The sequence below is a fragment of the Nakamurella deserti genome (genome assembly GCF_003260015.1).
GTDB classification, from domain to species: domain Bacteria; phylum Actinomycetota; class Actinomycetes; order Mycobacteriales; family Nakamurellaceae; genus Nakamurella; species Nakamurella deserti.
Genome location: NZ_QCXS01000002.1, coordinates 657506 through 681674 on the forward strand (window position 1 = coordinate 657506; position 24169 = coordinate 681674).

The following is a 24169-nucleotide window of genomic DNA, read 5'->3' on the forward strand; positions in this document are numbered from 1 at the left end:
TCAGCCGCCCCGGATGAAGGCGGTGGCCAGCAGCGACACCCCGGCGAACCCGGTGTCGGCCGGCAGCGACAGCATCGGGGGCAGGCCGCCGACCGCGGCGTCCGGCCCGTCGACAGGGGTGTGCGCCGGCCCCGCGAAGCCGGCGGTCGGTACCCCGGACGCGGTGATGCCCGCGGAATCGGCGACGGCGATGCGGAACGTCGTCGACGACTGTGCGGCGACACTGTGCTCGAGGTAGGCGTGGTCGACCCAGACGAGGTCGCCGGCGGCGTCGGTGTAGCCGAGCAGCAGGTGCGGGACCGCGGCGGCCACGGCGGTGTCGTTGCGCAGGGACCCGGTGACGAACGAGCCGTCGGCGTTGGTGTCCAGGCGGAGGTCGGTCACCTGCAGACCGCGCGTCGAGGTGTGGGGGGTGACGACCGCGCGGGCGTAGACCCCGACCGAGGCGACGTCGGCGCCGGGACGGAGCACCAGCGGTGTGATGGTCTGCGGGTCGAACTCGACCGGTCCCTTGACGTTGGACGTCTTCTGCACCGGCGGGGCGACGGTCAACGCGCCGCCGGTGCCGGTGTCCTTGACCCCGCCGTCGGCCTCGGTGCCGTAGCTGCCGGTGCCGGCGATGCTCTGGAACTCGATGCGGAACGGGCTGCTCTCGCCGGGCAGCAACTTGTGCACCATCACCTGCGAGGCGTCCCAGGAGGCGAGCAGCTCACCCTCCGGGTCACGCAGCTGGGCGCTCACGGTGACGTCGGCGGGATCGACGTCGGCGTTGGTGACCTGGCCGATCACCACCCACCGGCCGTTCACCAGCATCGAGCGGACCTGGGTCAGGGTCAGCTCCGGCCGGTCCAGGATGTCCGCGGTGGACGTCTCGGTGTTGCCAGGGGTGCGTCGGCCCAGGGCGAGGAATCCCACCTCGGGACGGCTGGTGAATTCGTCGGGGGCCACCGAGGCGTCGGCGGCGGGCAGATCGATGTACCAGCGGTCGTCCTCCTGCAGCAGCACCACCTCACCGGTCACCTGGTAGGACTGCAGCGAGGTCAGGTAGTCGGCGGTGGTGGTCAGCACCGTCCGGCCCGGGGAGCTCGCGGTCGGCACGGCGGTCACCGACGCCAGCTTGGCGAAGGATGCCACGAGCCCACCGTCGCGGCCGAGATCCTTCTGGTACTGCATGAAGTCGGGCCGGGTCCGGGGGTCCAGCAGCGCCCAGGCGTCGGCGAACCGCCGGAAGTCCAGGTGGTCGTAGTAGTCGGTCACGACCTGTTCGGGGGTGCGCTCCGGCGGGCGCACCAGCACCGCGGCCCCGCCGGTCCCCGCGACGGCGAGCACGGCCACCACGGCCAGGGCCTGCAGCCGGCGGCGCCGCCGCGGGATCCGCGCCGCCGACAGGCCGCGCAGCCGCTCGAGGGTGGGCCGCCACGGCTGCCAGCGGTCGCCGGCACCGGCCGTCGCCGCGGGGACGGCGGCCGCGGCCCCCGTGTGCGGCGCGGACAGCGGGGCGGCGGCCCGTGCGAGCCGGCGGTCGACGCGACGGCCGGCCGACCGGAGCGGGGCGGTGGTCCATCGCCCGATGCGCCGCCCCCGGCTCGAGATCCACCGCAGCCAGCGCCATCCCGGCAGACGCCCGGGTTGCCCGAGGGCGGACCAGAACAGCACGCACAGCGCGAACAGCAACGACGCGGGCGGCACCGTGCCCCACATCAGCCGCTGCCACAGTGGGGCCTGGTGCGACCCGATGTCCACGGCCAGCGGGGTGACGTCGGCCCGCTCCCACACCTCGATGCCGTTCTCCAGCGGACCCAGATCCGTCCAGCCGTTGGCGTCCAGCAGCGGGGAGTAGAAGTCGTCGTTGGAGAACACGTACTTCAGGCTGTACCGCTCGGGGACGGCGAGGAACTGCTGCAGGGAACCGATCCCGGGGACGCCGGAGTACTTCGCCCCCTCCAGGCGCTCCACCGGCCGCGTGGTGAGCTCGGGGAGCTGGCGGGCCGAGTGGTAGTTGCCGTCGACGGTGCCGGCGGTGGTGTTGGCGCCGAGCCAGGCCATCTGGTCGCCGAAGCCGAGCGTGAGATACCGCCAGTTGCCGTGGTTGTCCTTGTCGATGAACGTGGTGATGGGCGTGACGTCGATGGCGGCGGGCTGGAACGCCCGGTAGTGGGTCAGGTTGGCCGCGAACAGGGTGGTCGCCAGGTGGGCGGCCAGCAGCAGCAGCGGCAGCAGTGCGGCCAGCACCGTCCCCACCTGGCCGACCAGCCAGCGCCGCACGGTGCCGCCGACCACGCTGGCCACGAACCGTCCGGCCAGCGGCAGGATCGAGATGGTGGCCCAGAAGGTGAACCGGTCCAGCGTCAGGATGTCGTACGCGCCGCCCAGCAGCAGTTTCGGGAACGGGGTGGTGCCGCCGGTGCCGAAGAACGCGAGCACGCCGAGCGACAGCGCGAGCGGCCACGCCTTCGACGCCAGCCCACGGACGATCGCGTAGGGCAGCACGAGGAGCGTGGTGCCCCAGGGGATCAGCCAGAAGACCAGTCCGGCGTTGACGTTGACCAGGAAGTTGTCGCGGCTGGCGTGCGGGATGGAGATCTGGGTGATGGGGTCGCTGCGTGAGTACAGCCAGTAGGGCAGCACCACGGTCAGCAGCGCCATCACCAGCAGCGTCCCGTAGACGCCGGCCCGCAGCACCGCCGGCAGCATCCGGCGCAGCCGCCGGGCGACCAGGGGCCACAGCAGCCTGCGCCCCACCCGCACCGGATGCCCGGCGGCTTCGTCGGGATGCGGGGTCCGCAGCGCCCCCACCACCCCGGAGACCAGCACCGGCCCGAGGAAGAACACCGCCCCGAAGAGCGTCGTGACGTGGTGCCCGGCGGTGGTGGCCATCGTGCAGGCGATGCCGGCGAGCAGCGCCCGGCGGTCACCGGTGCGCACCCAGCGGTCGGCGAACGGCAGCGAGTTCAGCAGGAAACCCAGCGAGAAGGTGGTGGGCAGCTGCCCGAAGACGTGCACCGTCTCCGCGATCGAGGACGACAGCACCAGCAGGACGGCCGCCCAGCCGGCGGACCGCCGGTCCACCCAGATCATCGACCAGCGGTAGACGCCGATCGTGAGGTTGAGCAGCGCGCACAGCTGCACGACGACGAACCCGCCGCGCAGCCCGAACACCGCGCTCACCGCGGCGATGGCCTGGTGGCTGCCCGGCGGGTAGCTCAGCACCGAGAAGCCGGTGTACCAGCGGGTGTCCCAGCTGGAGAACCAGTCGCGCCGGTAGTGGTCGCCGAAGAAGATGTGCACGTAGGCGTCGTAGGTGCGCTGGTAGCTGCCCGAGAGCAGCAGCGCACCGTGGAACACCAGCACCAGCACCAGGGCCAGCAGCAGCAGCCGGTGCCGGCGGGCGAACCCGCCGGTCCGGGCGGCGGCCGTGGCGGCACCGTCCGGGCGGGTGCCCGGGACGGCGGCCGGCTCCGGGACGGGAACCCCGTCGGCCGGGGACACCGGCGGGTCGTCGGGCCGCGTCGGGCGGTCGTCGAGCGTGCGGGTCACGATCGGCTCGTCAGCGCCAGTTCCGCGACCAGCCTGCGGTGGTCGCTGCCGGCACTGACGGCCTCGTCCACCGACACCACCGCGACGCCGTCGCCGACGAGCACGTGGTCCAGCCGCATGACCGGCACCGTCGGGCCACCCCAGGACGGCCAGGTCGCGCCGTAGCCGGAACCGGCCTCCAGGAAGGCGTCCCGCTTCCCGGCGGCCAGCACCCGCTGGAAGGGAGCGTGGTCGACGGTGGCGTTGAAGTCGCCCGCCATCACCAGGGCGGAACCGGCCGGGGCCGACATCGTGGCCAGCGCCTCCATCTGGGCCAGCCACACGGCGGTGTTCTCGCGGTTGACCGGAGCCACGGCGTGCACGTCCACCACGCGCACCGGGCCCGCCGCGGTCTGCAGGTCGGCCCGGGTCATCGGGCGGCCGGCCACGTCGAAGGCGCGGCCCCCGGTGATCGGCAGCCGGGACAGGATCAGGGAGCCGTGGAAGCCCGGCAACGCATTGTCGACGCGTCCGGGATAGGCCGTCCACAGCGGGGTGGTGGCGAGGGTCGCGGCGATCTCCGGCGTGATCTCCTGGAGCAGGATGACGTCCGCGCCGCTGGCCAGCAGCTCGTCGGCGAGCTCGGGGATCGCCGGGTTGTCCATCAGCACGTTCGCCGTGACCACCCGCAGGGGCACGGAACCGCCGGGTGCGGGCTGTGGGCCGTGCCAGCCCGTCGCGGCGCCGATCCAGCCGAGCTGGACGACGGTGATCGCGGCGGCCACCGCCGCCATCACCCGGCGCCGTCGCCACAGCGCCAGCCCGGCCAGCGGCAGCGCCGGCGCGAGCAGGAACACCGCCACCCCCTGCAGGCCGATCAGCAGCGGGACGTGCTCGGGCCGCACGGCCCGGTTGACCGTGACCAGCGCCAGCGCCGCGGTGAGCGACCAGCCGGCGACCGGACCGACACGCCGCCACCGGATGCGGCGGCCGGTCGTCACCGCCCTGGTCCGCCGGACATGATGGTGGCCAGGCACTGCTGCAGGGCCCGCGTGCTGATCGGCTTGGTGAGCTGGGCGTCCACGCGGTGACCCGGGTCGTCGGCCGGGCCGGTGTGCTGGACGACCCCGGTGATGAGCACGAACAGCGGCCGCGGCGCGTGCAACGAGGCCAGCAGGTCCATCCCGGTGCCGCCCGGCATCGAGTAGTCGCTGAACACGGCGGTGTAGTCGAACTCGGCCAGCAGGGAGCGGGCCGGTGCGACGTCGTCGGCCTCGTCGACCTCCCAGCCGGACCGGCGCAGCATGTGGGCGAGCACCAGCCGCGACACCGTGTCGTCGTCGACGACCAGCGCGGTCCGGACGTCCCCGGCGGCTGCCGTCACGACGTCGCCACGGGGGCCGGCGGGAGGATGGTGAAGACGCGGTCGAACTGGGTCAACCGGAACACCCGGGTCGCGTCGACGGAGCGCGGGCCCACCAGGACGACGTCGCCGTCCTGCAATCGGGTCTCGCGGCGGGACCGGACCAACACGGCGAGACCGGCGCTGTCCACGAAGGTCACGTCGGACAGGTCCACGGTGAGGTGCGGGTACCCGTCGGCGAGCAGACCCGCGAGCGCCTCGTGCAGCTCCGGGGCCGCGACCGCGTCCAGCCGGCCCGCGACCACCGCGGTGGCCGTGTTCCCGGCGGTCACGGCGGTTGTCACGGTGAGAGGTGCGTGCGACGGCGGGGTCGCGTGCGGTGGGGGCATGGAGGCGCTCCGGATGGATCGTCGGTCGGGCGGGGTCGGTGCGGGGCGGGGCGGGGCTCAGGGCGGTGTGGCGGCGGCGCCGGTCTGCGGTGTCCGGTGCAGCTCGAGCACCCAGGTGTTGTGGCCCTCGGTGCGTCGGTAGTCGACGGTGTCGACCAGCTGCCGGACGATCATCAGACCGTAACCCCGCACCTGGGCCACGCCCGGCACCGGCTCCGGCACGCCGCTCGGATCGAACGGCGACCCGTCGTCGTGGATCTCGATCCGGACGCGGTCGGCGGTGACGGCACCTCGCAGTCCCAGCGCGGCCCCCGGCGGCAGCCCGGCGTGGTCGACGACGTTCATGCACACCTCGTGGACCGCGAGTTCCAGTCGGGCGACGAGGGTCTCGGCCTCGGTGGGAGTGGTCGCGGTCAGCAGCGCCCGCAGCCAGGGCCCGATGTCGCGGACGGCCAGCGGGTTCGCGTCGATGGACAGCGTCGACACCGGGGCACTCATCGGCGCGGTCACCGGGCGCCGGCCGGGACGGTTCGGGTAACGGGGTTCATGCCTGGCCCTCCCTGCGGATCACCGCGAGTGTGCAGTCGTCCGAGGGTGGAGTCCCGTCGGCGAACGCCGAGACCGCGGCGATCAGCATCCGCCCGAGGTCGTCGGCGGAGGTGGTACCGGCGCCGGAGTCGATGCCGGCGGCGGCGACGCAGAGGTTCTGGAACCGTTCGTAGCCGAACAGGTCGCCGTCGCCGTTCTCCTGCTCGGCCAGGCCGTCGGAGCCCAGCAGCAGTGCGTCACCGGGGGCGAGGGTGATGACGGTGCCGCGCGCCGGCGGATCGGCCATGATGCCCAACGGCGGGACCGACGCCGGGACCGCCATGACCCCGGCGCCGCTGACGGTCAGCACCGGGGAGTGGCCCGCGTTGCACAGGTGCAGCTCGCCGGTGTCCGGGTGGAAGGCGCCGAGCACGGTGGTGACGAACAGCCCGACCTCGTCGAGGTAGTCGTAGAGCTCCCGGCCCATGGCCAGGAGCGCGCCGACCGCGTCGTCGGGGCGGTGGGTCAGGAAGGCGACGCGGGCGGCGCTGACCGCACGCGTCATCACCATCGCCGCGGGCAGTCCCTTGCCGGCGACGTCACCGACGGCGAACCACAGGATGCCGTCCACGTCCATGAACGTCATGAAGTCGCCGCCCGCCAGGCTGGCCGGCGTGGACGAGGCGAACACGTCGATGCCGTCCATCAGCGGGATGGGCGCCTCCAGCACGGCCTGGGCGAGGCTGGAGGCGAACTGGTGCTCGCGCTCGATGGTGGCCCGCCGGACGCCCTGCAGGTGCAGCCGGGTCAGGGTGTGCATCATCTCGGTGGCCGAGGCGACCGCTTCGATGAGGCCCAGGTCGCCGGTGTTGAAGGGGGCACCGTCGCGGCGGAGGAAGCCGAGAACGATGCGACGGCCGGCGTTCTCGGCCAGCCGGACGATGACGGTGCGGCCGTTGTCGGTGGGCCACAGGCCCGGGGCGTGGTCGGACTCGGCCGCGGCGGCCAGTTGCAGCACCAGCTCGGTGGCGGCGAGGTCGTCGCCACTGACGTGCACGCTGCCGTCCTCGGACAGCAGCACCACGGCGTCGGAATCGGTGAGGGCCAGGGCCTCGTCGAGCACCCGCTCGGTGGAGCCGTCGGCCCCGAGGGTGTCGACGTTGACCCGGGTCAGCGCGCGCAGTGCGAGCAGCCGGTCCTGGCTGGTCACCAGCGCCTCGGTCATGCCCTCGGCGGCGTCGGTGAGAGTGCGCACCGTGCGGCGGATCTCGGCGGCGGCGTGCAGCAGCGGATCGGACGGCGCCGCGGTGGCGCCGAGGAGCAGGTCGAGCGCGGCGTCGACGGGGGTCCGCCGCGTCCGGCCGGCGCGGGCGCCCGGCGGGGCGGCGGTCATCGTCACGAGACCGCCCCGGCGTCGGGGATCCGGATGGTGAACACCTGGCTCAACGCGGTGAGCTCCAGGATGACCCGGACCGGGTCCGAGAGCGCGGTGATCACCAGCGTGCCGCCGCACGCGTGGGCCGACTTCTGCGCCCGGACCAGCTCGGCCAGCGCGCTGGAGTCGACGAACACCACCTGGGCGAGGTCCAGGTCGACGGTGTCCCCGTCGCGCAGCAGCGGGTCGATGGCGGTCCGGAAGGCGGGCAGTTCGTGCGCGTCGAAGCGGCCGGCGAGTTCGATCTGGTGGGAGCCGTTCCCGGTCTCGGTGCGGATTCTCATCGGGCGGTCCTGTCCTGGGCGTCGTCGGTGCGGGGAGCGGTGCGGTCGGTGGCGGTGGGGGCGTAGCGGCCGCGCAGGTCGTACCACCTGATGGTCACCAGGTCCCGGAGGAACTGCAGGGTCACCTTGGCGGCGTCGACCGTGGACCCGGGGGCGTCGATCCACTCGACCGGCACCTCGGTGGTGGCCAGTCCGCGTCTGGCGGCGAGGTAGAGCACCTCGAGGTCGAACGAGAAGCCGTCCACCTTCTGGGCGGTGAACAGCTGGCGGGCCGCGTCGGCGGTGAAGAGCTTAAAGCCGCACTGGGTGTCGCGGACGCGGATGCCGAAGCCGACCGACACGATCACCCGCAGTCCGTTGCTCAGCAGCTTGCGCAGTGCCGACTTCCCGCTCACCTCGGCGCCGGTGGCGGCGCGCGAGCCGACGACCACGTCGTAGCCGTCGTCGATGCGGTCCATCAGCTCGCCGAACTGCTCGATCGGCGTGGACTGGTCGGCGTCGGCGAAGAGCACGACGTCACCCCGGGCGGCGAGCACTCCGCGGCGTACCGCCGATCCCTTGCCGCCGTTGGCCTCGGCGACCAGGACCCGCATGTTGGGGAACCGCAGGTCCTGCAGCAGCGACACCGTCGTGTCGGTCGAGCCGTCGTCGGCGACGATCAGCTCCCACGGTTCGCCACGCGACGACAGGTGGGTGGCGATGGCCCCCACCGTCGGCAGGATGCGGAACTCCTCGTTGTAGGCCGGGATCACCACCGAGATCCGCGGCCGCTCGGTGAGTGGCCGGGACACCCAGTCCCGGTAGGCCTGGTAGGCCGCGCTGGCCGGTCCCGCGGGCCGGGCGGCCGGCGGGGACTCCGGGTGGACGCGGGTCGATTCGGTGGTGGTCATGCGCCGGCCTCCGTCGGGCTGGTGGTCGCGGGGGCCGACGGCCGGGCCCCGCGGAGATGGTCGACCGTCAGGACGACGAGAAGCAGGGCCATGGCCGTCAACTGGGCCGTGATCAGTTGCACGGCCGAGCCGTGCCGGAACAGCAGGAGCACCAGACCCAGGACCGCCCCGCCGAGCAGCAGCCAGGACGGCCGGGCGTTGCCCAGGGACAACTGGTGGCTGGCGATGAGGTTGCCGACCGCGAACAGCGTCGTCATCCCCGCGTACAGCGCGAGCAGCCCCGACAGGCCCGCGTACGCCGGACCGAGGACCACCCCGAGCACCGGGCCGCCCACCGTCCACGCCGCCGCCGCGCAGACCGCGCCGATTGCGGTGACCGCCAGGATGCCGCCCCGGAGCAGGCTGTCGGTGTTCCCGCCACCGGCGTGCCGGGCGGCGACCGCCGGGAACACCACGGTCGCCACCGACCAGGACAGGAAGAAGACCGCGCGGCCGATGAGCGCCACCGCGGCGAAGATGCCGGCGGCGGTGGGCGTCAGGTACGCCTTCGCCACCAGCACGTCGGAGTTGTTGGCGATCATCTGGCCGACCAGCAGCACCGAGGTGAACCCGATGTAGGCCCGCACCTCGCCCAGCGGCGGCCGCGGTCCGGCCGTCGGCCGGTGGGCTCCGGACAGCACGTGCACGACGAGCCCGGTGGCCACGAACGACGCGGCCAGACCGACGGTCGCCCCGACGACCCCGAAACCGAGCGTGACCAGCAGCGCGCCGAGCCCGAGCCGTACCACCATCTCCACGACGAAGGTGACCGCCAGCGGTCGGAACCGCAGCCGGCCCTGCATGACGCCACGCCCGACGGACTGCACGAGGTAGAACGGCATCCCGGCGCCGAGGATCACGAACGGCACCCACGACTCGGTGTGGAACACCTCCCGCCACCAGACCGCCGGGGCGGCCAGCAGTACCGCGCAGCCGAGGCCGGCGACGAGGGCCCCGCGGCGCAGCGTGCGGGCCAGCCGGTCCGAGCGCTCCGGGGTGCCCGCGGCGTCGTAGGAACCCACGAAGCGGGCCGCGACCAGCTGCAGGCACAGCGTGAGGGAGGTCAGGGTCAGCATCAACGTGACCATCAGCGTGGCGTCGGAGAACTGGGCCGGGGTGAGCCACCGGCCGAGCAGCAGGTTGAGCGCGTAGTTGCCGGCGTTGGCCACCAGCATCGCCAGGCCCAGGATGCTGCCGCCGGCCAGCAGCGCGCGACCGCTGGTCGGGTCGGCGATCGCGTCACCCGGATCGTCCACGGTCGGCACGACCGCGCCGGCCGGTGGGAGTGTCCCGGTCGCTACCCCCGGCACCGGGGCGCCGACGGAGCGGACCGACTGCGGCGCGGTCATGCCGGCACCGTCGCGCGCCGGTCGAGCAGGCGCCGGACGTGCACCAGGTGCCAGTGCACGACCTCGCTCATCGGGATACCGGAGGCCGCCGCGAAGTTGGTCCGGCCCAACGCGATGCGCTGCTGTGGGTCGTCGAGGACCGTGGCGATCGCGTCGGCCAGGCTGCCCGGGTCACCGGGTTCGAAGTAGACGCCGCGGAAGCCCTCCTCCTCGATGATGTCCACGAGGTCGCCGATGCGGGGGAGCACCGCGGCCCGGCCGTACTCACCGGCCTGGTGCAGCACCCCCGAGCTGCCGGTCGTCGACGTGTACGGGAACGCCACGACCGAGGAGGACGCGAACAGCGGGGCCACGTCCTCCTCGGCGACGTAGCCGGTGAAGGTCAGGTGGTCGAGATCGGCGTGCTCGGCGGCGACACCGGCCATGTAGCCGGCGGAGTTCGGGCTGTCGGTGCCGGCGAGGACCAGCTCCAGGTCGTCGTAACCGCGTGCGAGCAGCTCGCGGTAGGCGTCGACGAGGATGTCGACCGTCTTGTAGGTCCCCCACTTGCCGAAGGCCATGATCCGACGGCGGCCGGCCGGCACGTCGAAGGACGGGACGGCGACCTCCTCGAAGCTGCCGTGCGGCGCCAGGATCGCGTTGTCGGCGCCGTAAGAGCGCTGCAGGAACTCGACGTAACGCGGAATGGTCAACGCCACCAGATCCGCCCGCAGCAGGGCGCGGGTGAGCAACCGGCCGGCGGTGCGCAGGATCCGTGCGGACAGCGCCGAGGTGGCGAAGCCGGCGTCGCGCATGTCCACGTTGTCGGCCAGGTTGTGCAGGATCACGATGGTGCGCACCCGCAGCATCCGCAGGACGGCCGGGATCAGCAGCCCGGTGCCGCCCGCGATGCGGGTGTCGCCGAACGTCGCGAACTGCAGGTTGAGCAGCACGGCGTCGGGTCGGTCGGCCCGTACCGCGCGCACGACCCGCCACAGATTGGCCAGGCTGTTGAAGCGCCAGCAGGGCACCGCCACCACACCGGGCACCGGGGTGGGCGGTCCGGCCTCGGTCTCGTCGGCGTAGAGCACGACCTCGGACACCTCGGCCGACCGGGCCAGGTGATTGACCAGGTGCAGCCCGAACTCGTTGAGGCTGTTGCGCCCGGGTGGGAAGGCCGACAGCACCCCGATGCGCAACGGCGCGTCGCGCAGCCGGCGTGGAACGGTCACGACGCGTCGGCCCGCAGTGCCGGCGCCGTCGAGGGCCGGGTCACGCGGTCGCTGTCCTGCACCGCATGGAGGTGACTCACGGTGACCGACATCAGGCGCCCGGGGTCGAGGTCCACCGGTCGCCGCGACCGCCGTGTGTACCGATGACCGGGTGTGCCGGCCGACGTGGCGCCGGAGAGCTGAACGGGTGACGCGGGGGCGGATCGTCGGTGGAGTGGCATCGCGGGAATCCTCTTCGGGGCACGGGCGGGGCGGCTCCGCCACCCGGTGCCCTCGCCGCGGTCGACACCCGGTCGGGGTGCTCCGTGACGATTCGGTCCGATCGGAGCGCCGACCCGGAGGCGAACCTCCGGGCCGACGCGTCCACCAGCGGCGTCTTCCCTGTTCATACTGCCGCAAAACATCGACGTTGGGTAGTATTCGAATTACTCTGAGTGTCATTTCCCGCTCAGCGACCCCGCCGGGGTTGGTGCGCCTGCGCCACCTCCGGGGCCGCGTTCCGCGATCGCGGAATCCGTCCTCGCGGGTCGCCGGGCCCCGCCCGAAGCCAGGAAGAGGTGGACCCGTCGATGCCGGCGACCCTGACGCCCCTCCACGGGGACGCGCCCGGACGGGGTGGATCGCGCCGCGCGGGCGTCGCTGCGTCCTCCCGGCCGGGTCGGCGTCCGTGCCGCCCCGGTGTTCCGATCGACGTCCGATGACCCGATTGCCCGCCGACGAGCCGTCGGCCGTGACCTCCGGGGCGGACGGCCGACCCGATGGGACGCGACCCCCGTCCGCCTTTCGTGTACAGAGAGTGACGGCAGCAGGCCCGGCTCCGCACCCGCTGTCGGAGCACCCCGCGTCCCCGGCGGGCGTGCCGGGCGGCGGTGCCGCCGCCGGCGGGATCGCCGCCGGCACCGGTTCCGGCGACGCCGTCTGGTGGGCGCGGGCGGGGGACCCGGTGCCGGACATCGACGCCCGGGGCGGCATCGGACGTCCCGTCGACGGCGGTGTGATGTCTCTCACCGACGAGCCCGACGCGGCGCCGCAGAACGACGGGCGGATCCCGCGTCCCACCGTGCCCACCGCGGTGCGGGCCCTGCTGGTGGTGCTGGGTGCGGGCTGCGGTGCCTACGCGGTCGGGTCGGCGTTGCCGACCACCCTGCCCGGTTGGTGGCGGGACGGGGTGTACGTCGCACTGGAGGCGCTCGCGACGGCGCTGATCGCGGCCCGGGCGGTCCGGGTCCGCACCGAGCGCACCGCCTGGGCGGTGCTGCCCGCCGGTCTGTCGATGCTGGTCGTCGGGGACGTGCTGATCACCGGTCCACGGTCCTCGGGGATGGTGTCCCCGCCCGACGTCCTCTACATCGGCTTCTTCGTGCTGACGTTCCTGTCGATGGTGCTGCTGCTGCGGCAGCGGTTGCCGCGCGCCAGCTCGTCCGTGTGGCTGGACGGGCTGATCGCCGGGTTCGGGCTGGTGGCGGTCGCCGCGGCGTTCAGTCTCTCGCCGGTCGACGGCGTGACGATGAACCAGGTGGCGGTGCTGGCCTACTCGGTGAGCCTGCTGATGCTGGTGGCGCTGATGATCGGGGCGGCGACCGTGCTCGGACGGCGGCCGAGCACCGTGTGGTGGCTGATCAGCGCCGCGTTCGCGCTGATGGCGGCGTCCAACGTGGTGATCGCCCCGGCGGTCGCGGCGGGGACCTACGTCCGGGGCGCTCCCGTCGACGCGGTCTGGCCGGTGGCGTGCCTGCTGCTGGCGATCGCGGCCTGGCGGGCCGGGCGGCCGCCACGGTCGTCGACGGACGTCTCGCCGCTGACCGTCGCCGCCCCCACCGTGTTCATCGTGCTGGCGTTGTGCGTGCTCGCGGTCAACGAGCTCGCCGGTCTGCAGCCCTTCTCGGTGCTGTTCGCGCTGGCCACCCTGGTGGCCGGAGCGGTGCGCTTCACGATGGCCGTCGGAGCGGCGGTACGGCTGACCCGCAGGGAGATCGAGCTGAACCGCAGCCTGGCCCGCGCCCGCGACGAGGCCGTCGCGGCGACGACCGCGAAGTCGGAGTTCCTGGCGACGATGAGCCACGAGATCCGGACACCGATGAACGCCATCATCGGGATGACCGGTCTGCTGCTGGACACCGGCCTGACCCCGGTCCAGCGCGACTACGTGGACACCGTCCGCCGGGGCGGTGACCTGCTGCTCGAGGTCATCAACGACATCCTGGACTTCTCCAAGATCGAATCCGGTCAGCTGGAGCTGGAGAACCGGCCCTTCGACCTGGTGTCGGCGTTCGAGGACGTGCTCGGGCTGCTCGCCGTCACCGCGGACGGCAAGGACGTCGCGCTGCTCTGCGACTTCGCCGACGGCTGCCCGACGTGGGTCTCCGGTGACCGCACCCGGCTGCGGCAGGTGCTGCTGAACCTGGCCGGCAACGCGGTCAAGTTCACCGCGTCCGGCAGCGTCACCGTCCGCATCGAGCCCGTGCCGACCGCCGACCCCGCGCGGATCGCCCTGCGGGTCGACGTCACCGACACCGGCATCGGCATCCCCGCCGACCGGATGCACCGCCTGTTCCGGGCGTTCAGCCAGGTCGAGGCGTCCACCACCCGTGAGCACGGCGGGTCGGGCCTCGGTCTCGCGATCAGCCGCGCGATCGTGGAGCGCATGGGCGGCGGCATCACCGTCCGCAGCGAGGCCGGCGTCGGTTCGGTCTTCTCCTTCACCACCGTCCTCGACCGCTGCCCCGTCCCCGAAGGGGCCACCATGACCAACACCGTGTCGCTGACCGGCCGGACCGCACTCGTCGTCGACGACAACGCGGCCAACCGGCGCATCCTGACCGAGCAGATGACCCGCTGGGGCATGCGGGTCGCGGCGGTGGCGAGCGCCGCCGAGGCGCTGCGACTCGTCGACACCGCCCCACCGGACGTGGCGCTGGTCGACATGCAGCTGCCCGACCTCGACGGCGCCGAACTGGCCGGGATGCTGCACGACGACCCGCGCTGGGCCGACGTGCCGCTGATCCTGTTGACCAGCCTCAGCCGCTCGCTGACCGCCGACCGGCGGGAGAACTTCGCCGCCACGATGACCAAACCGGTCCGCAACGCCGAGCTGCGGCGGGCCGTGATGGCCGTGCTCTCGGGGCTCGCGCCGGGGCTGGACGAGCTGGTCCGCGCGCCGGTGGAACGGCACGGGCTGCGCGTCCTGCTGGTCGAGGACAACCTGGTGAACCAGCGCGTCGGGCAGCTGCTGCTCAGCCGTGCCGGACACGAGGTGGAACTGGTCGGCAACGGCCGCGAGGCACTGGCCGCCGTGCAAAACCAGCACTACGACGTCGTCCTGATGGACGTGCACATGCCCGTGATGGACGGACTCACCGCGACGCGGGAGATCCGGGCCCTGGGGACCGGCCTGCGGCAGCCGCGGATCGTCGCGCTGACCGCCAGCGTCACCACCGAGGACCGGCGGGCCTGTCGGAAGGCCGGCATGGACGGCTACCTGAGCAAGCCCATCCGGGCCGAGGAGCTCAACGCCACCCTCGCCGACATCGCCGCCGCGATCGGGGCGCCGTCCGACCCGGACACCACCCCCGACCGCCCAGGTGCCACCGATGGTCCGGACGCGGGTGCGGGCGCCGGCCGGACCGACGGGGGCCACGCGACGGGGGCCGGCACCGCCGGTGCGTCGGTCGCGCCGGTCGTGGACGGGGACGGGGGGCCGCCGACCGTCGAACCGGACGGGGGGCCGCCGGCCGTCGGACCGGACGGGCCGCTGCCGAGCGTAGACCGGGACGGGCTGCCGTCGGTCGCGCCGGTCGTGGTCGGGGAGCCGGCGCTCGACGAGGAGCGCTTCGCCGAGCTCGCCGAGCTGCCCGAGGAGATCCGGCGCCCGATGATCCGGTCGTGGCTCGCCGAGGTCGTCGGCTTCGACGCGGCGCTGCGCGCGGAACTCGCCGCCGGTGACACCGAGGCGGTGCGCTTCCGCTGCCACCGGCTCAAGGGCAGCAGCGGCACCCTGGGAGCGATGGCGGTCTCCCGCGGCTGCGCCGGCATCGAGGACGCCGTGCGCCGGGGGGAACCGGTCGACGCCGCTCAGGTGGACGCTTTGCGGGGGAGTCTCCGCGACGTCGCCGCGGTGCTCGCCGGCCGTGGCTACCACCCCGCCGGGTGACGCCGGTCGTCTCGCGCTGAACCGAGACAGCCTGCGGGACTTCGCGATCGGTGTTAGGCATAGACGACGAACGGCCGACCGGGAGGTGGCGGATGAGCGGTACCACGGGCGGCCCCGACGGCGGAGCGCGATCCGGCGGTGCCGGTCCGGCCGCCGACCGACCCGGTGACGGTCCGGCCCCGCCGGCGGCCCCGGGCGCCACGGACGACGAGGCGCTGCGCCGGGCGTTGGAGAACGCCGAGGACCGGCTCCGGCACGCCATGCTGGACGGCGACGTCGTCACCCTCGGGGAACTGCTGGACGACCACATCGTCTACACCGGACCCGACGGCCGGCAGGTCTCCAAACAGCAGGATCTCGACGCCTACGCCAGCGGCGCCGTGGAGATCACCGACTACGACGAGCAGCACCGGTCGGTGCGGGTCATCGGCCGCACCGGGCTGACGTGGATCCTCACGGAGGTGCGCGGCCGGGCGGGTGCCCAGCCGTTCGGGGCCCGGCTCCGCTACACCCGCACCTGGGTCTACGACACCGGCTGGCGGGTCGTCGCCGCGCACGCGAGCTTCGCCCACCAGCGCTGACCGTCCGTCGTCCGGGCTCGGGGTGGTGGCGCCCGCCGGCTCTGGCGCAACAGCTGTCACACAGTGCACAATGATCACAACACCCGGTACGTCGCAGTGCGCTCCCACGTCGGGGAAGACGACGGAGCTCCGCGAAGGGTGTGACATATGCAGACGAGTGGCGTCATCTACGTCCATTCGGCGCTGCCGGCGATCTGCCCGCACGTCGAGTGGGCTCTTTCGGGCATCCTCAAGACGAGGGTGTCGCTGTCCTGGACGGCGCAGCCGGCCGCTCCCGGCCACCTGCGCGCGGAAGCGTCCTGGGTGGGCGACCGGGGGACCGGCGCGCGGCTGGCCGCTGCGCTGCGCTCGTGGAAGATGCTGCGCTTCGAGGTCACCGAGAACCCCAGCGCGGGTCAGGACGGGGAGCGCATCTGTGTCGTCCCCGGACGGCCCCTGTGGCGCGCGACCATGTCGGCCAACGGCGACGTCCTGATCGGGGAGGACCAGCTCCGGTCCCTCGTCCTCGCCCACCCGTCGGTGGACGCGCTCCGGCATGCGCTGTCCCAGGCCCTCGGGGAACACATCGACGACGAGCTGGAGGCCTTCCGCAGTGCCGGCGAGGGCTCCGAGGTGACCTGGCTGCACCAGGTCGGCTGACCCGCTCCGCCGCACGCCCCCCGGATGCCACACTGGTGACCGGCCGACAGCCGACAGGACGACGACGGGGGTGACCGGTGACGGGTGACGCGGCGTCCCGTCGGCTCACCGTCATCCTGAGCACCGGACTGGTCCTGGTCATCGCGCTCGGGATCTCCCTCGGCGTGCTGCTCGGCCGGCGCACCGCCGAGCCCGACGCGCCCGCCACCGACAGCGGCCCGAGCGTGGTCACCGGCGACACCCCGACCACGCCGGCACCGACCACCGGTCCGGGCACCACCCCGCCGCCGGTCACCGACGCCCCGTCCACCGCGTCCACCACGAGCGGGCCGGCGACGAGCGAGGACACCTCCGCCCCGGCGACCACCCCTGACCCGGGCACGTCGGACGCCACCACGCCGAGCACCGGCGACCCGTCCTCCGAGGCACCGACCACCACCGGCGGCGACGACGGTGACGACAGCGGTGGCGGTGACGGCGGCGGCGGTGACGACGACGGCGGTGACGACGGCAGCGGCGGTGGGGACGACGGCGGAACCACCGAGGCGCCGGCGACCGACGGGACCACCCCCGCCACCCCCACCACGCCCGGCGACGACGCCGCCGGCGCCACGACCTCCGCCGCGTCCGCCGCGCCTTCCGACGTCGGGGTCCGCGATCCCGACCTCCCCCCGGCCGCCGGCACCGAGGCGGCGCCCACGACCTCCGCGGCGGCCGCTGCTCCCGCTCGGCCCGGCGGCACCGTCGGGTCCACCTCCGACACCACGACCCGGGCCGCGGCCGTCCCGCCGGTCGACCGACGATGACCACCCGTCGCCGGTGGGTCGTCGCCGCGTCGGCCGCGCTGGTGCTGGCGGCCTGCGGCAGCCCCGACGCCGAGCGCTTCGAGGCCACCGTCGCCCCGCCGACCACCGTCAGCGCGTCCGGGCTGTCCGGGTCGGCCGAGGCCCCAGAACCCTCACAACCGTCCGAACCCTCACAAACCTCTGGAATTCCCGAGACCTCCGGGCCCGGGTCCCCTCCGTCGTCGGAGCCGACCCCGCCGTCGACCTCGGCCACCGACAGCCCGACCGCCGAGCTCCCTCCGGTTCCCCCGGTCGACCCGGCGGTCGCGCTCGGTGCGGGCGGGGTGGTGCCGTGGGGGCCGGTCACCGCCGACGATGTGAGCCGCGCCGTGACCCAGGTCGCCGGGATGACCGTCGCCGCCCGGGCGGGCTCGGTGGTGATGGCCGCGTCCGGCGCCGTCGTCGGCACCAGCACGATCGGCGACCTCGGGCTCGGCGGCGTCAACCTGCTGGGTACCCGTGGCGTGCTGGACGGCACGTCGGGCGGCCGGCCCGCCGAGGTCGCCGAGGTGACCGCCGCGTTCGCCGCCCAGCTACCCGCCGACCAGACCGGGTTCCCGTTGCTGATCGCCACCGATCAGGAGAACGGCGACGTCACCCGGATGGTCAACGGCTTCACCGAGCTCCCCGGCGCCGGGGACCTCGGGAGCATCGACGATCTCGACGCCGCGGTGCGGGCGACCACCGGGACCGCCGCGATCAGCGCCGCCGAGCTGGCCGCGGTGGGCGTCAACCTCGACTTCGCCCCGGTGTCGGACCTGCTGCCGGTCCGCGGATCCTCGGCGATCGCCGACCGCTCGTTCGGGTCCGACCCCGACCGGACCGCCGCCCTGGTCGCCGCGGCCGTCCGGGGCTACCAGGACGCCGGTGTGGCCGCCAGCCTCAAGCACTTCCCGGGCCTGGGTGAGGTGGCCGCCGACAGCCACGTCACGCTCGCCACCCTGACCACCGACTGCGACGCCTGGAACGCGCGGGCGTCGGTTCCGGTCCGCGCCGGGGTCGCCGCCGGCGTCGGGCTGGTGATGACCGGGCACACGCTGTTCCCCGCCGTGGACGACGGCTCCGAGCCGACGTCGTTGTCCCGGGTCATCCTGCAGGACCTGCTGCGCGGCGATCCCGCCGTGCCGCTGCCGAGCGGCTGCACGCCCGTCGGGTTCCGCGGTCTCGCCATCAGCGACTCGGTCGTGATGGCCCCGGTGGCGGACAACTACTCGACCGGGGAGGCCGCCTGGCGCTCGCTGGGCGCGGGCGAGGACATCGTGCTGATGCCGGCCAGCCCGGCGGCCGCGGTGGCCGGCATCACCGACGCGGTCGCGGACGGCCGACTGGCCGAGACGCGGTTGAACGAGGCCTCGGTGCGGGTGTTCGCCCTGCGTTCGGCGCTGAGCCGCTCGGTGCGACCACCGCTGGACGTGGTCGGATCCGCGGCGAATCAGGCTGCGGCACAGGCGATCTGGGACCGGATCGGCTGAGAACCGGTCCGGTGGCGGGCCGGTCGTCCGAGCGCGGCCGGGCGCGTTGTGCCGCACGGACGACGACACCGCCGGCCCCGAAGGGAACCGGCGGTGTCGGTGACGCGGAGCGGTCAGGCCTTGGTGAACACCAGGGCCACGTTGTGGCCGCCGAAGCCGAACGAGTCGTTGATGGCGGCGTCGATGGTGACCTTGCGGGTCTCCTGAGCCACGTCGACCTCGATGGCCGGGTCCAGGTTCTGGATGTTGCGGGTGCCGGGGACGATGTCGTCACGGACCGACAGCACGGTGGCGATGGCCTCCAGCGCCCCGGACGCGCCGAGCATGTGGCCGGTCATCGACTTGGTCGCGGTCACCACCGGGTGCTCGCCGAGCACCTTGCGGATGGTGCGCGACTCGGCGACGTCGCCGACCGGGGTGGAGGTGGCGTGCGCGTTGACGTGGGCGATGTCCTTCGGGCCGAGGCCGGCCATCTTCAGCGCCTTGTTGATGGCGCGGGACGAGCCCTCGCCCTCCGGCTCCGGCGCGGTGATGTGGAAGGCGTCGTTGGTCATGCCGATGCCGGCCAGCGTGCCGTAGATCTTCGCGCCACGGCCCTCGGCGTGCGAACGCCGCTCCAGCACCATGATGCCGGCGCCCTCTCCGATGACGAAGCCGTCACGGCCGGTGTCGAACGGCCGGGACGCGGTCGCCGGATCGTCGTTGCGGGTGCTCATCGCGCGCATCTGCGAGAAGCCGGCCATCGGCAGCGGGTGGATGCAGCCCTCGGCGCCACCGGCGAGGGCGATGTCGATCTCGCCCTCCTTGATGAGCTTGTAGGCCCAGGCGATGCCCTCGGCGCCGGCCGCACAGGCCGAGACCGGGGCGTGCACCGCACCCCTCGAGGTGTTCCACAGGCCGACGGCGGCGGCCGGGCCGTTGGGCATCAGCATCGGCACGGTCATCACCGACACCTTGCGGATGCCCTGCGTCTCCAGCAGGTCGTCCTGGTCGAGCAGGGTGACCGCGCCGCCGATGCCGGTGCCGATGACGGTGCCCCGCCGCAGCGGGTCGATCTCGTCGGGGCTGCCGGCGTCGGCCCACGCCTCGCGGGCGGCGATGATCGCCGCCTGCTGGCTGCGGTCCAGCCGGCGCGCCTCGACCCGCGGGAGGACCTCCAGCGGGTCGACGGCGAGCGGCGCGTGCAGGTTCACCGTGAGCTGGTACTTCTCCACCCACGGCTGGTTGATGTTCCTGACCCCGACGGTGCCCGCGAGCAACGCCTCCCAGGTCTCCGGAGCGGTCCCGCCGAGTGGCGTGGTTGCCCCGATCCCGGTGACGACGACGTCATCAGCACTCATGGTGAAAGCTCCTTCGATACAACGGGAGACGCCGGCTCAGCGCGACGTCGGGGTACGGCAGCGACCGACCGGCCGCCGCCTGCGGTGCGGCGTCCTACTTGTGGGCGTCGATGTAGGTGACGGCGTCGTTGACGGTCTTGAGGTTCGCCAGCTCGTCGTCGGGGATCTTGACGCCGAAACGGTCCTCGGCCTGCACGGCGATCTCGACCATCGACAGCGAGTCGATGTCCAGGTCGTCGGTGAAGGTCTTGTCGGCGGTCACGTCGGCCGCGGGCACGCCGGCGACCTCTTCGACGATCTCGGCGAATCCGGTGAGGGTGTCCTCGTTTGCCACGGTGTGTTTCCTTTCCTAGAACGCCGGCTCATCGGTTGAGCAGGCGGGGTGAAGCTCGGGAAATCGTAGTGGCCTGCGGTGCCCGGTGGTGGGAACCGCAACCGGTCACGGAACCCGGTAGACCTGGCCGGCGAAGGTGAGCCCGGCGCCGAAGCCGACCGAGAGCACCAGGTCGCCGGAGACGATGGAGCCCTCGTCGCGGGCCCGGCACAGGGCCACCGGCACCGAGGCCGACGAGGTGTTGCCGGTGGTGACGATGTCGCGGGCGATGTGCACGTCGGGACGGGCCCCGGCCGCGTTCAGTCGTTTGGCGATCGCGTCGATGATGCGCAGGTTGGCCTGGTGGGTGACCACGGCGTCGATGTCGGACATCTCCAGTCCCGCCGCCTCGACGGCGCGCAGGCCGACCGGCGCGATCTGGGTGGTCGCCCAGCGGAAGACGGCCTGCCCGTCCTGGTACATCGAGGAGTTGCGGTCGGCGATGTGGATCGCCTGCGTCTGCGTCTCGTCGCTGCCCCAGGACACCGGGCCGATCTCCTCGGTGTCCGAGCCGGTCACCACGACCGCGCCGGCGGCGTCGGCGAAGATGATCGCCGTCGACCGGTCGGTCAGGTCGGTCCAGTCGGTCAGCTTGTCCACGCCGACCAGCAGCACGTTCTTCCCGGCCCCGGCCCGGACGGTGTGCGAGGCCACCGCCAGCCCGTAGCAGAACCCCGCGCACGCGGCGTTGAGATCGAACGAGCCGGGAGCGTGGATGCCGAGGTCCCGCGCGATCTGGGTGGCCGCGTGCGGGACCTGGGTGGGCAGCGAGCAGGTCGCCACGATCACGGTGTCGATGTCGGCGGCGGTCAGACCGGCGTCGGCGATCGCCTTGCGGCCCGCCTCGGCGCCCATGAACACCGCGGTCTCGGTCGCCGAGGCCCAGCGGCGCTCCTGGATACCGACCCGGGTGCGGATCCACTCGTCGTTGGTGTCCATCGTGGTGGACAGCTCGTCGTTGGTGACGACCCGCTCGGGGCGGTGGTAGCCCATGCCGGCGATGCGGGTACCGGCCGGGGCGTCCCGGCGGGCGATCGAGGCGGTCACGCGGACGCCCCGACGGCGCTGTGCTCGGCGATGAAGGCGGCGGCGGCCGGGAGGTCGTCCGGGGTCCTGAGGGCCATCGTGGCGGTTCCTTTGAGTTCGCGCTTGACCAGTCCGACGAGTGCACCGGCCGGCGGGAGTTCCAGTACCCCGGTGACGCCCAGACGCGCGAAGGTGGCCATGCACAGATCCCAGCGCACCGGACGGGTGACCTGCCGGACGAGCAACGACACGAACTCGGGGCCGGACGCCACGGGGTCGCCGGTGGCGTTGGTGAGCAGGGTGAACGCGGGGTCGGCGGGGGACAGGTCGCCGACCGGGTCGGCCAGCGCGTCCTCGGCCGGGGCCATGTAGCGGGTGTGGAAGGCGCCCGCGACGGGCAGCGGCATCACCCGGGCACCGGCCGGCGGGTCGGCCTGCAGGGCCGCGATCGCGTCGGCGGCACCGGCGGCGACGATCTGGCCGCCGCCGTTGCGGTTGGCGCCGACCAGGTCCAGTGCGGCCAGTGCGGCCAGCACCGTGTCGGGATCACCACCGAGGACGGCGGCCATCGACGTGGGCTCCAGGTCGCAGGCGCGGGCCATTTCCCGGCCGCGCACCCCGGCGAGGGTGACGGCGGGCCCGGAGTCCAGCACGCCGGCGAGGGCGGCCGCGGCGAGTTCACCGACCGAGTGGCCGGCGACGACGGTGCCGGGCGGCAGCTCGAGTTCACCGGCGGCGAGCAACGCGGCCGCCACGACCAGTGGCTGGGTGACGGCGGTGTCCTTGATCTCGTCGGCGGTCGCGGTGGTGCCGAGCCGGGTGAGGTCCAGTCCGGCGGCGGCGCCGAAGGCGTCGAGGCGGGCGGCGAGGTGCTCCCGCTCGAGCCACGGGGCGAGCATTCCGGGTTTCTGCGATCCCTGGCCGGGTGCGACGACTGCCAACATGCGGTCCACTCAACCACCCGGTTCCCCGGTTCGCCGGGTGGCGAGTTACCAAGTCGTGATCGGCCTTTTGTAGGGACCCTCCAAGTTCTCGCGACGATAGCGCCAAAGATCACACGGTGATCAGGGGAGCAACGGCGTGCCGTGGAGACTTTCGCGGTGCAGGCGCCCCAGGATCAGCGCCACCCGCAGGACGGCCACGTCACGGGCGTTCCACGGATCGGTCCCGGTCAGCTCGGCCACCCGGTGCAGGCGGTACCGCAGCGTGTTGGGATGGATGAACAGGCTCCGGGCGGCCGGTTCCAGGGCGGCGCCGTGGTCGAGGTAGGCGTCCAGGGTCTCCAGCAGCGGCGTGGTCGCGGCCGCCAGTGGCGCGTAGACGTGGTCCCGGAGCCGTCGCACCGCGGTGCCGTCGCCGGCCAGCACGCGTTCCACGAGCAGATCGGCGGCGCTGAGCAAGCGGGTGCCACCGCTCCAGGCGTGGGCCACCCGCAGCCCGGCAAAGGCCTCCTCGGACGACCGGACGGCGCCGGCCAGGCCCAGCGCCGGCGGCCCGTGCACGATCGGCCCGTCGCCGAAGAGCGTATCGATGTCGGCCGGGAACGGATGCTCCTTCAGCAGTGCGGCCCGGCCCCCCGGGGTGCCGGCCAGGTCGGCGTCCTCGACGGGCCAGGCGTTGAGCACGACGACGAGGCGCCCGCCCTGCACCCCCGACAGCGCGCTGAGCACGTGCCGGCCGGCCCAGTCGGCGACCAGCCGCGCCTCCCGACCGCCGCTGGGGGCCGCACCGACGACCACCGCGACGGGCCCGGACGGGTCCCAGCCGAGCGCGGCCGCGCGCGACGCCAGCGAGTCGGGTGCCTCGCCGCGGACGATGCCGTCGACGAGGGCCGCCTCCACCCGGGCGTCCCAGGCACCGCGGGTCTCGGCGGCGGTGGCGTAGACCGCGGCGGCGGCGAAGGCGATCTCCCGGCTGTAGCGCAGCAGGGAGTCCCGCAGCGCGACGGTCTCGGCGGGGGTGTCGCCGAGTGCGGGGATGCGCTCCTCGGCGACGTCGATGGCGACGCGCACCAGCTCGACGGTGCGTCGCAGCGACACCGAGCGCAGCAGGTCGCGCGGGGCGCTGCCGAAGACGGTGTCGGTGAGCCGCAGGTCCGAACGGGCGCTGTCGACCCAGGGGACGTAGCCGCCGATACCGGCCTGCGCGACCAGGGTGACCCAGGACCGCTCCTCGGCGGTCAGGGTCCGGAACCACGGCAGCCGGTCGTCCATCATGGCGACGGCGCGGGTGGCCATCCCGCCGGTGGCGCGTTGCACCCGGCGTAGGGTCGCCTCGCTGACACCGTCGCCGCCGTGCGCCGGGGCGGGCCGGGCGCGCGCAGCCGGGTCGGTGGGGGTCATCGCGTTCGGCACGGGCGCAGGACCGGCAGACAGACGAACAGGGCCGGTGCCCGGAGGCACCGGCCCTGAACGGTGGGTTGCTGTCGGATCAGATCGCGACGACGCCGCTGGCCTGCGGGCCCTTGGGCGACTGTTCGACCTCGAACTGGACCCGCTGGCTCTCCTCGAGGGAGCGGTAGCCGGATCCGCCGATGGCCGAGTAGTGGACGAAGACGTCCGCCGAACCGTCATCGGGAGAGATGAAGCCGTAGCCCTTCTCCGCGTTGAACCACTTCACAGTGCCCTGCGCCATACCTGTTCTCCTGGTGCATGTCCGGGCCGCATCCGCGGACCGGTTCCGAAAGCACTCCGGGGGGAGCGTGTTCCCCCCGAAGGGATCACCGTCCCGATGGTCCGA

General features: G+C 73.4%; 20 protein-coding genes and 1 pseudogene. 5 read left to right on the forward strand and 16 right to left on the reverse strand.

The features are described from left to right. The 10 genes from DB033_RS03160 to DB033_RS20505 form a co-directional block, all read right to left on the reverse strand. Positions 1-3537, reverse strand: a complete 3537-nt coding sequence (locus DB033_RS03160) for a hypothetical protein (RefSeq protein ID WP_111765417.1) — start codon at positions 3535-3537, stop codon at positions 1-3. Beyond that, positions 3534-4517, reverse strand: coding sequence for an endonuclease/exonuclease/phosphatase family protein (locus DB033_RS03165; RefSeq protein WP_111765418.1), 984 nt, complete (start codon positions 4515-4517; stop codon positions 3534-3536). Before DB033_RS03165 ends, DB033_RS03160 begins: the two co-directional genes overlap by 4 nt. Further along, the gene (locus tag DB033_RS03170) at positions 4514-4900 is read right to left on the reverse strand and encodes a response regulator (protein ID WP_111765419.1); all 387 of its coding nucleotides are present in this window, start codon (positions 4898-4900) and stop codon (positions 4514-4516) included. The genes DB033_RS03165 and DB033_RS03170 overlap by 4 nt, the downstream gene beginning before the upstream one ends. After that, positions 4897-5223 carry an STAS domain-containing protein gene (locus DB033_RS03175; protein WP_157970476.1) on the reverse strand — a complete coding sequence of 109 codons (327 nt, stop codon included), beginning with the start codon at positions 5221-5223 and terminating at the stop codon, positions 4897-4899. Before DB033_RS03175 ends, DB033_RS03170 begins: the two co-directional genes overlap by 4 nt. 102 nt (positions 5224-5325) lie before the next feature. Beyond that, complete coding sequence (locus tag DB033_RS03180) at positions 5326-5766, reverse strand: ATP-binding protein (RefSeq protein ID WP_157970477.1); 441 nt, start codon at positions 5764-5766, stop codon at positions 5326-5328. A 46-nt stretch (positions 5767-5812) separates the two neighbouring features. Next, complete coding sequence (locus tag DB033_RS03185) at positions 5813-7189, reverse strand: PP2C family protein-serine/threonine phosphatase (RefSeq protein ID WP_111765422.1); 1377 nt, start codon at positions 7187-7189, stop codon at positions 5813-5815. A 2-nt stretch (positions 7190-7191) separates the two neighbouring features. Beyond that, positions 7192-7515 (reverse strand): STAS domain-containing protein, encoded by a 324-nt coding sequence (locus DB033_RS03190; protein ID WP_111765423.1) that lies wholly within the window; start codon positions 7513-7515, stop codon positions 7192-7194. Beyond that, the gene (locus tag DB033_RS03195; protein ID WP_111765424.1) at positions 7512-8405 is read right to left on the reverse strand and encodes a dolichyl-phosphate beta-glucosyltransferase; all 894 of its coding nucleotides are present in this window, start codon (positions 8403-8405) and stop codon (positions 7512-7514) included. Before DB033_RS03195 ends, DB033_RS03190 begins: the two co-directional genes overlap by 4 nt. Then, positions 8402-9793, reverse strand: coding sequence for an oligosaccharide flippase family protein (locus tag DB033_RS03200; protein WP_111765425.1), 1392 nt, complete (start codon positions 9791-9793; stop codon positions 8402-8404). The genes DB033_RS03195 and DB033_RS03200 overlap by 4 nt, the downstream gene beginning before the upstream one ends. Next, the gene (locus DB033_RS20505) at positions 9790-11004 is read right to left on the reverse strand and encodes a glycosyltransferase (protein ID WP_157970478.1); all 1215 of its coding nucleotides are present in this window, start codon (positions 11002-11004) and stop codon (positions 9790-9792) included. The genes DB033_RS03200 and DB033_RS20505 overlap by 4 nt, the downstream gene beginning before the upstream one ends. 796 nt (positions 11005-11800) lie before the next feature. Here DB033_RS20505 and DB033_RS03210 point away from each other — a divergent pair. From DB033_RS03210 to DB033_RS03230, 5 genes are all read left to right on the forward strand, one after another. After that, positions 11801-15154 carry a response regulator gene (locus DB033_RS03210; protein WP_157970479.1) on the forward strand — a complete coding sequence of 1118 codons (3354 nt, stop codon included), beginning with the start codon at positions 11801-11803 and terminating at the stop codon, positions 15152-15154. Positions 15155-15246: 92 nt separating this feature from the next. Beyond that, positions 15247-15735 (forward strand): nuclear transport factor 2 family protein, encoded by a 489-nt coding sequence (locus tag DB033_RS03215; protein WP_111765428.1) that lies wholly within the window; start codon positions 15247-15249, stop codon positions 15733-15735. A 147-nt stretch (positions 15736-15882) separates the two neighbouring features. Then, complete coding sequence (locus tag DB033_RS03220) at positions 15883-16374, forward strand: DUF3145 domain-containing protein (RefSeq protein ID WP_111765429.1); 492 nt, start codon at positions 15883-15885, stop codon at positions 16372-16374. Between the two features lie 77 nt (positions 16375-16451). Continuing rightward, a complete protein-coding gene (locus DB033_RS21610) occupies positions 16452-17180 on the forward strand; it encodes a hypothetical protein (protein ID WP_111765430.1) in 729 nt (242 codons plus the stop codon). Next, complete coding sequence (locus DB033_RS03230; protein ID WP_111765431.1) at positions 17177-18691, forward strand: glycoside hydrolase family 3 N-terminal domain-containing protein; 1515 nt, start codon at positions 17177-17179, stop codon at positions 18689-18691. The genes DB033_RS21610 and DB033_RS03230 overlap by 4 nt, the downstream gene beginning before the upstream one ends. Before the next feature lie 113 nt (positions 18692-18804). On the opposite strand, the gene DB033_RS03235 is transcribed toward DB033_RS03230, so the two are convergent. From DB033_RS03235 to DB033_RS03260, 6 genes and pseudogenes are all read right to left on the reverse strand, one after another. Continuing rightward, the gene (locus DB033_RS03235; protein WP_111765432.1) at positions 18805-20031 is read right to left on the reverse strand and encodes a beta-ketoacyl-[acyl-carrier-protein] synthase family protein; all 1227 of its coding nucleotides are present in this window, start codon (positions 20029-20031) and stop codon (positions 18805-18807) included. A 94-nt stretch (positions 20032-20125) separates the two neighbouring features. Beyond that, positions 20126-20365, reverse strand: a complete 240-nt coding sequence (locus tag DB033_RS03240) for an acyl carrier protein (RefSeq protein WP_111765433.1) — start codon at positions 20363-20365, stop codon at positions 20126-20128. A gap of 105 nt (positions 20366-20470) precedes the next feature. Then, positions 20471-21451 carry a beta-ketoacyl-ACP synthase III gene (locus tag DB033_RS03245; RefSeq protein ID WP_111765434.1) on the reverse strand — a complete coding sequence of 327 codons (981 nt, stop codon included), beginning with the start codon at positions 21449-21451 and terminating at the stop codon, positions 20471-20473. A gap of 17 nt (positions 21452-21468) precedes the next feature. Next, positions 21469-22374, reverse strand: a pseudogene (locus DB033_RS03250) (ACP S-malonyltransferase); the annotation flags it as partial. A 120-nt stretch (positions 22375-22494) separates the two neighbouring features. Further along, positions 22495-23772: a PucR family transcriptional regulator gene (locus tag DB033_RS03255; protein ID WP_111765436.1), complete on the reverse strand. Its 1278-nt coding sequence runs from the start codon at positions 23770-23772 to the stop codon at positions 22495-22497. An 88-nt stretch (positions 23773-23860) separates the two neighbouring features. Then, the gene (locus DB033_RS03260) at positions 23861-24064 is read right to left on the reverse strand and encodes a cold-shock protein (protein WP_111765437.1); all 204 of its coding nucleotides are present in this window, start codon (positions 24062-24064) and stop codon (positions 23861-23863) included. Between the last annotated feature and the right edge of the window lie 105 nt (positions 24065-24169).

Bases quoted from the DNA above. Each gene is read 5' to 3' on its own strand.
- DB033_RS03260 (WP_111765437.1), bottom strand. From the start codon at position 24,064: ATGGCGCAGGGCACTGTGAAGTGGTTCAACGCGGAGAAGGGCTACGGC.
- DB033_RS03235 (WP_111765432.1), bottom strand. From the start codon at position 20,031: ATGAGTGCTGATGACGTCGTCGTCACCGGGATCGGGGCAACCACGCCA.
- DB033_RS03180 (WP_157970477.1), bottom strand. From the start codon at position 5,766: ATGAGTGCCCCGGTGTCGACGCTGTCCATCGACGCGAACCCGCTGGCC.
- DB033_RS03220 (WP_111765429.1), top strand. From the start codon at position 15,883: ATGCAGACGAGTGGCGTCATCTACGTCCATTCGGCGCTGCCGGCGATC.
- DB033_RS03200 (WP_111765425.1), bottom strand. From the start codon at position 9,793: ATGACCGCGCCGCAGTCGGTCCGCTCCGTCGGCGCCCCGGTGCCGGGG.
- DB033_RS03215 (WP_111765428.1), top strand. From the start codon at position 15,247: ATGAGCGGTACCACGGGCGGCCCCGACGGCGGAGCGCGATCCGGCGGT.
- DB033_RS03190 (WP_111765423.1), bottom strand. From the start codon at position 7,515: ATGAGAATCCGCACCGAGACCGGGAACGGCTCCCACCAGATCGAACTC.
- DB033_RS03185 (WP_111765422.1), bottom strand. From the start codon at position 7,189: ATGACCGCCGCCCCGCCGGGCGCCCGCGCCGGCCGGACGCGGCGGACC.
- DB033_RS03195 (WP_111765424.1), bottom strand. From the start codon at position 8,405: ATGACCACCACCGAATCGACCCGCGTCCACCCGGAGTCCCCGCCGGCC.
- DB033_RS03230 (WP_111765431.1), top strand. From the start codon at position 17,177: ATGACCACCCGTCGCCGGTGGGTCGTCGCCGCGTCGGCCGCGCTGGTG.
- DB033_RS03255 (WP_111765436.1), bottom strand. From the start codon at position 23,772: ATGACCCCCACCGACCCGGCTGCGCGCGCCCGGCCCGCCCCGGCGCAC.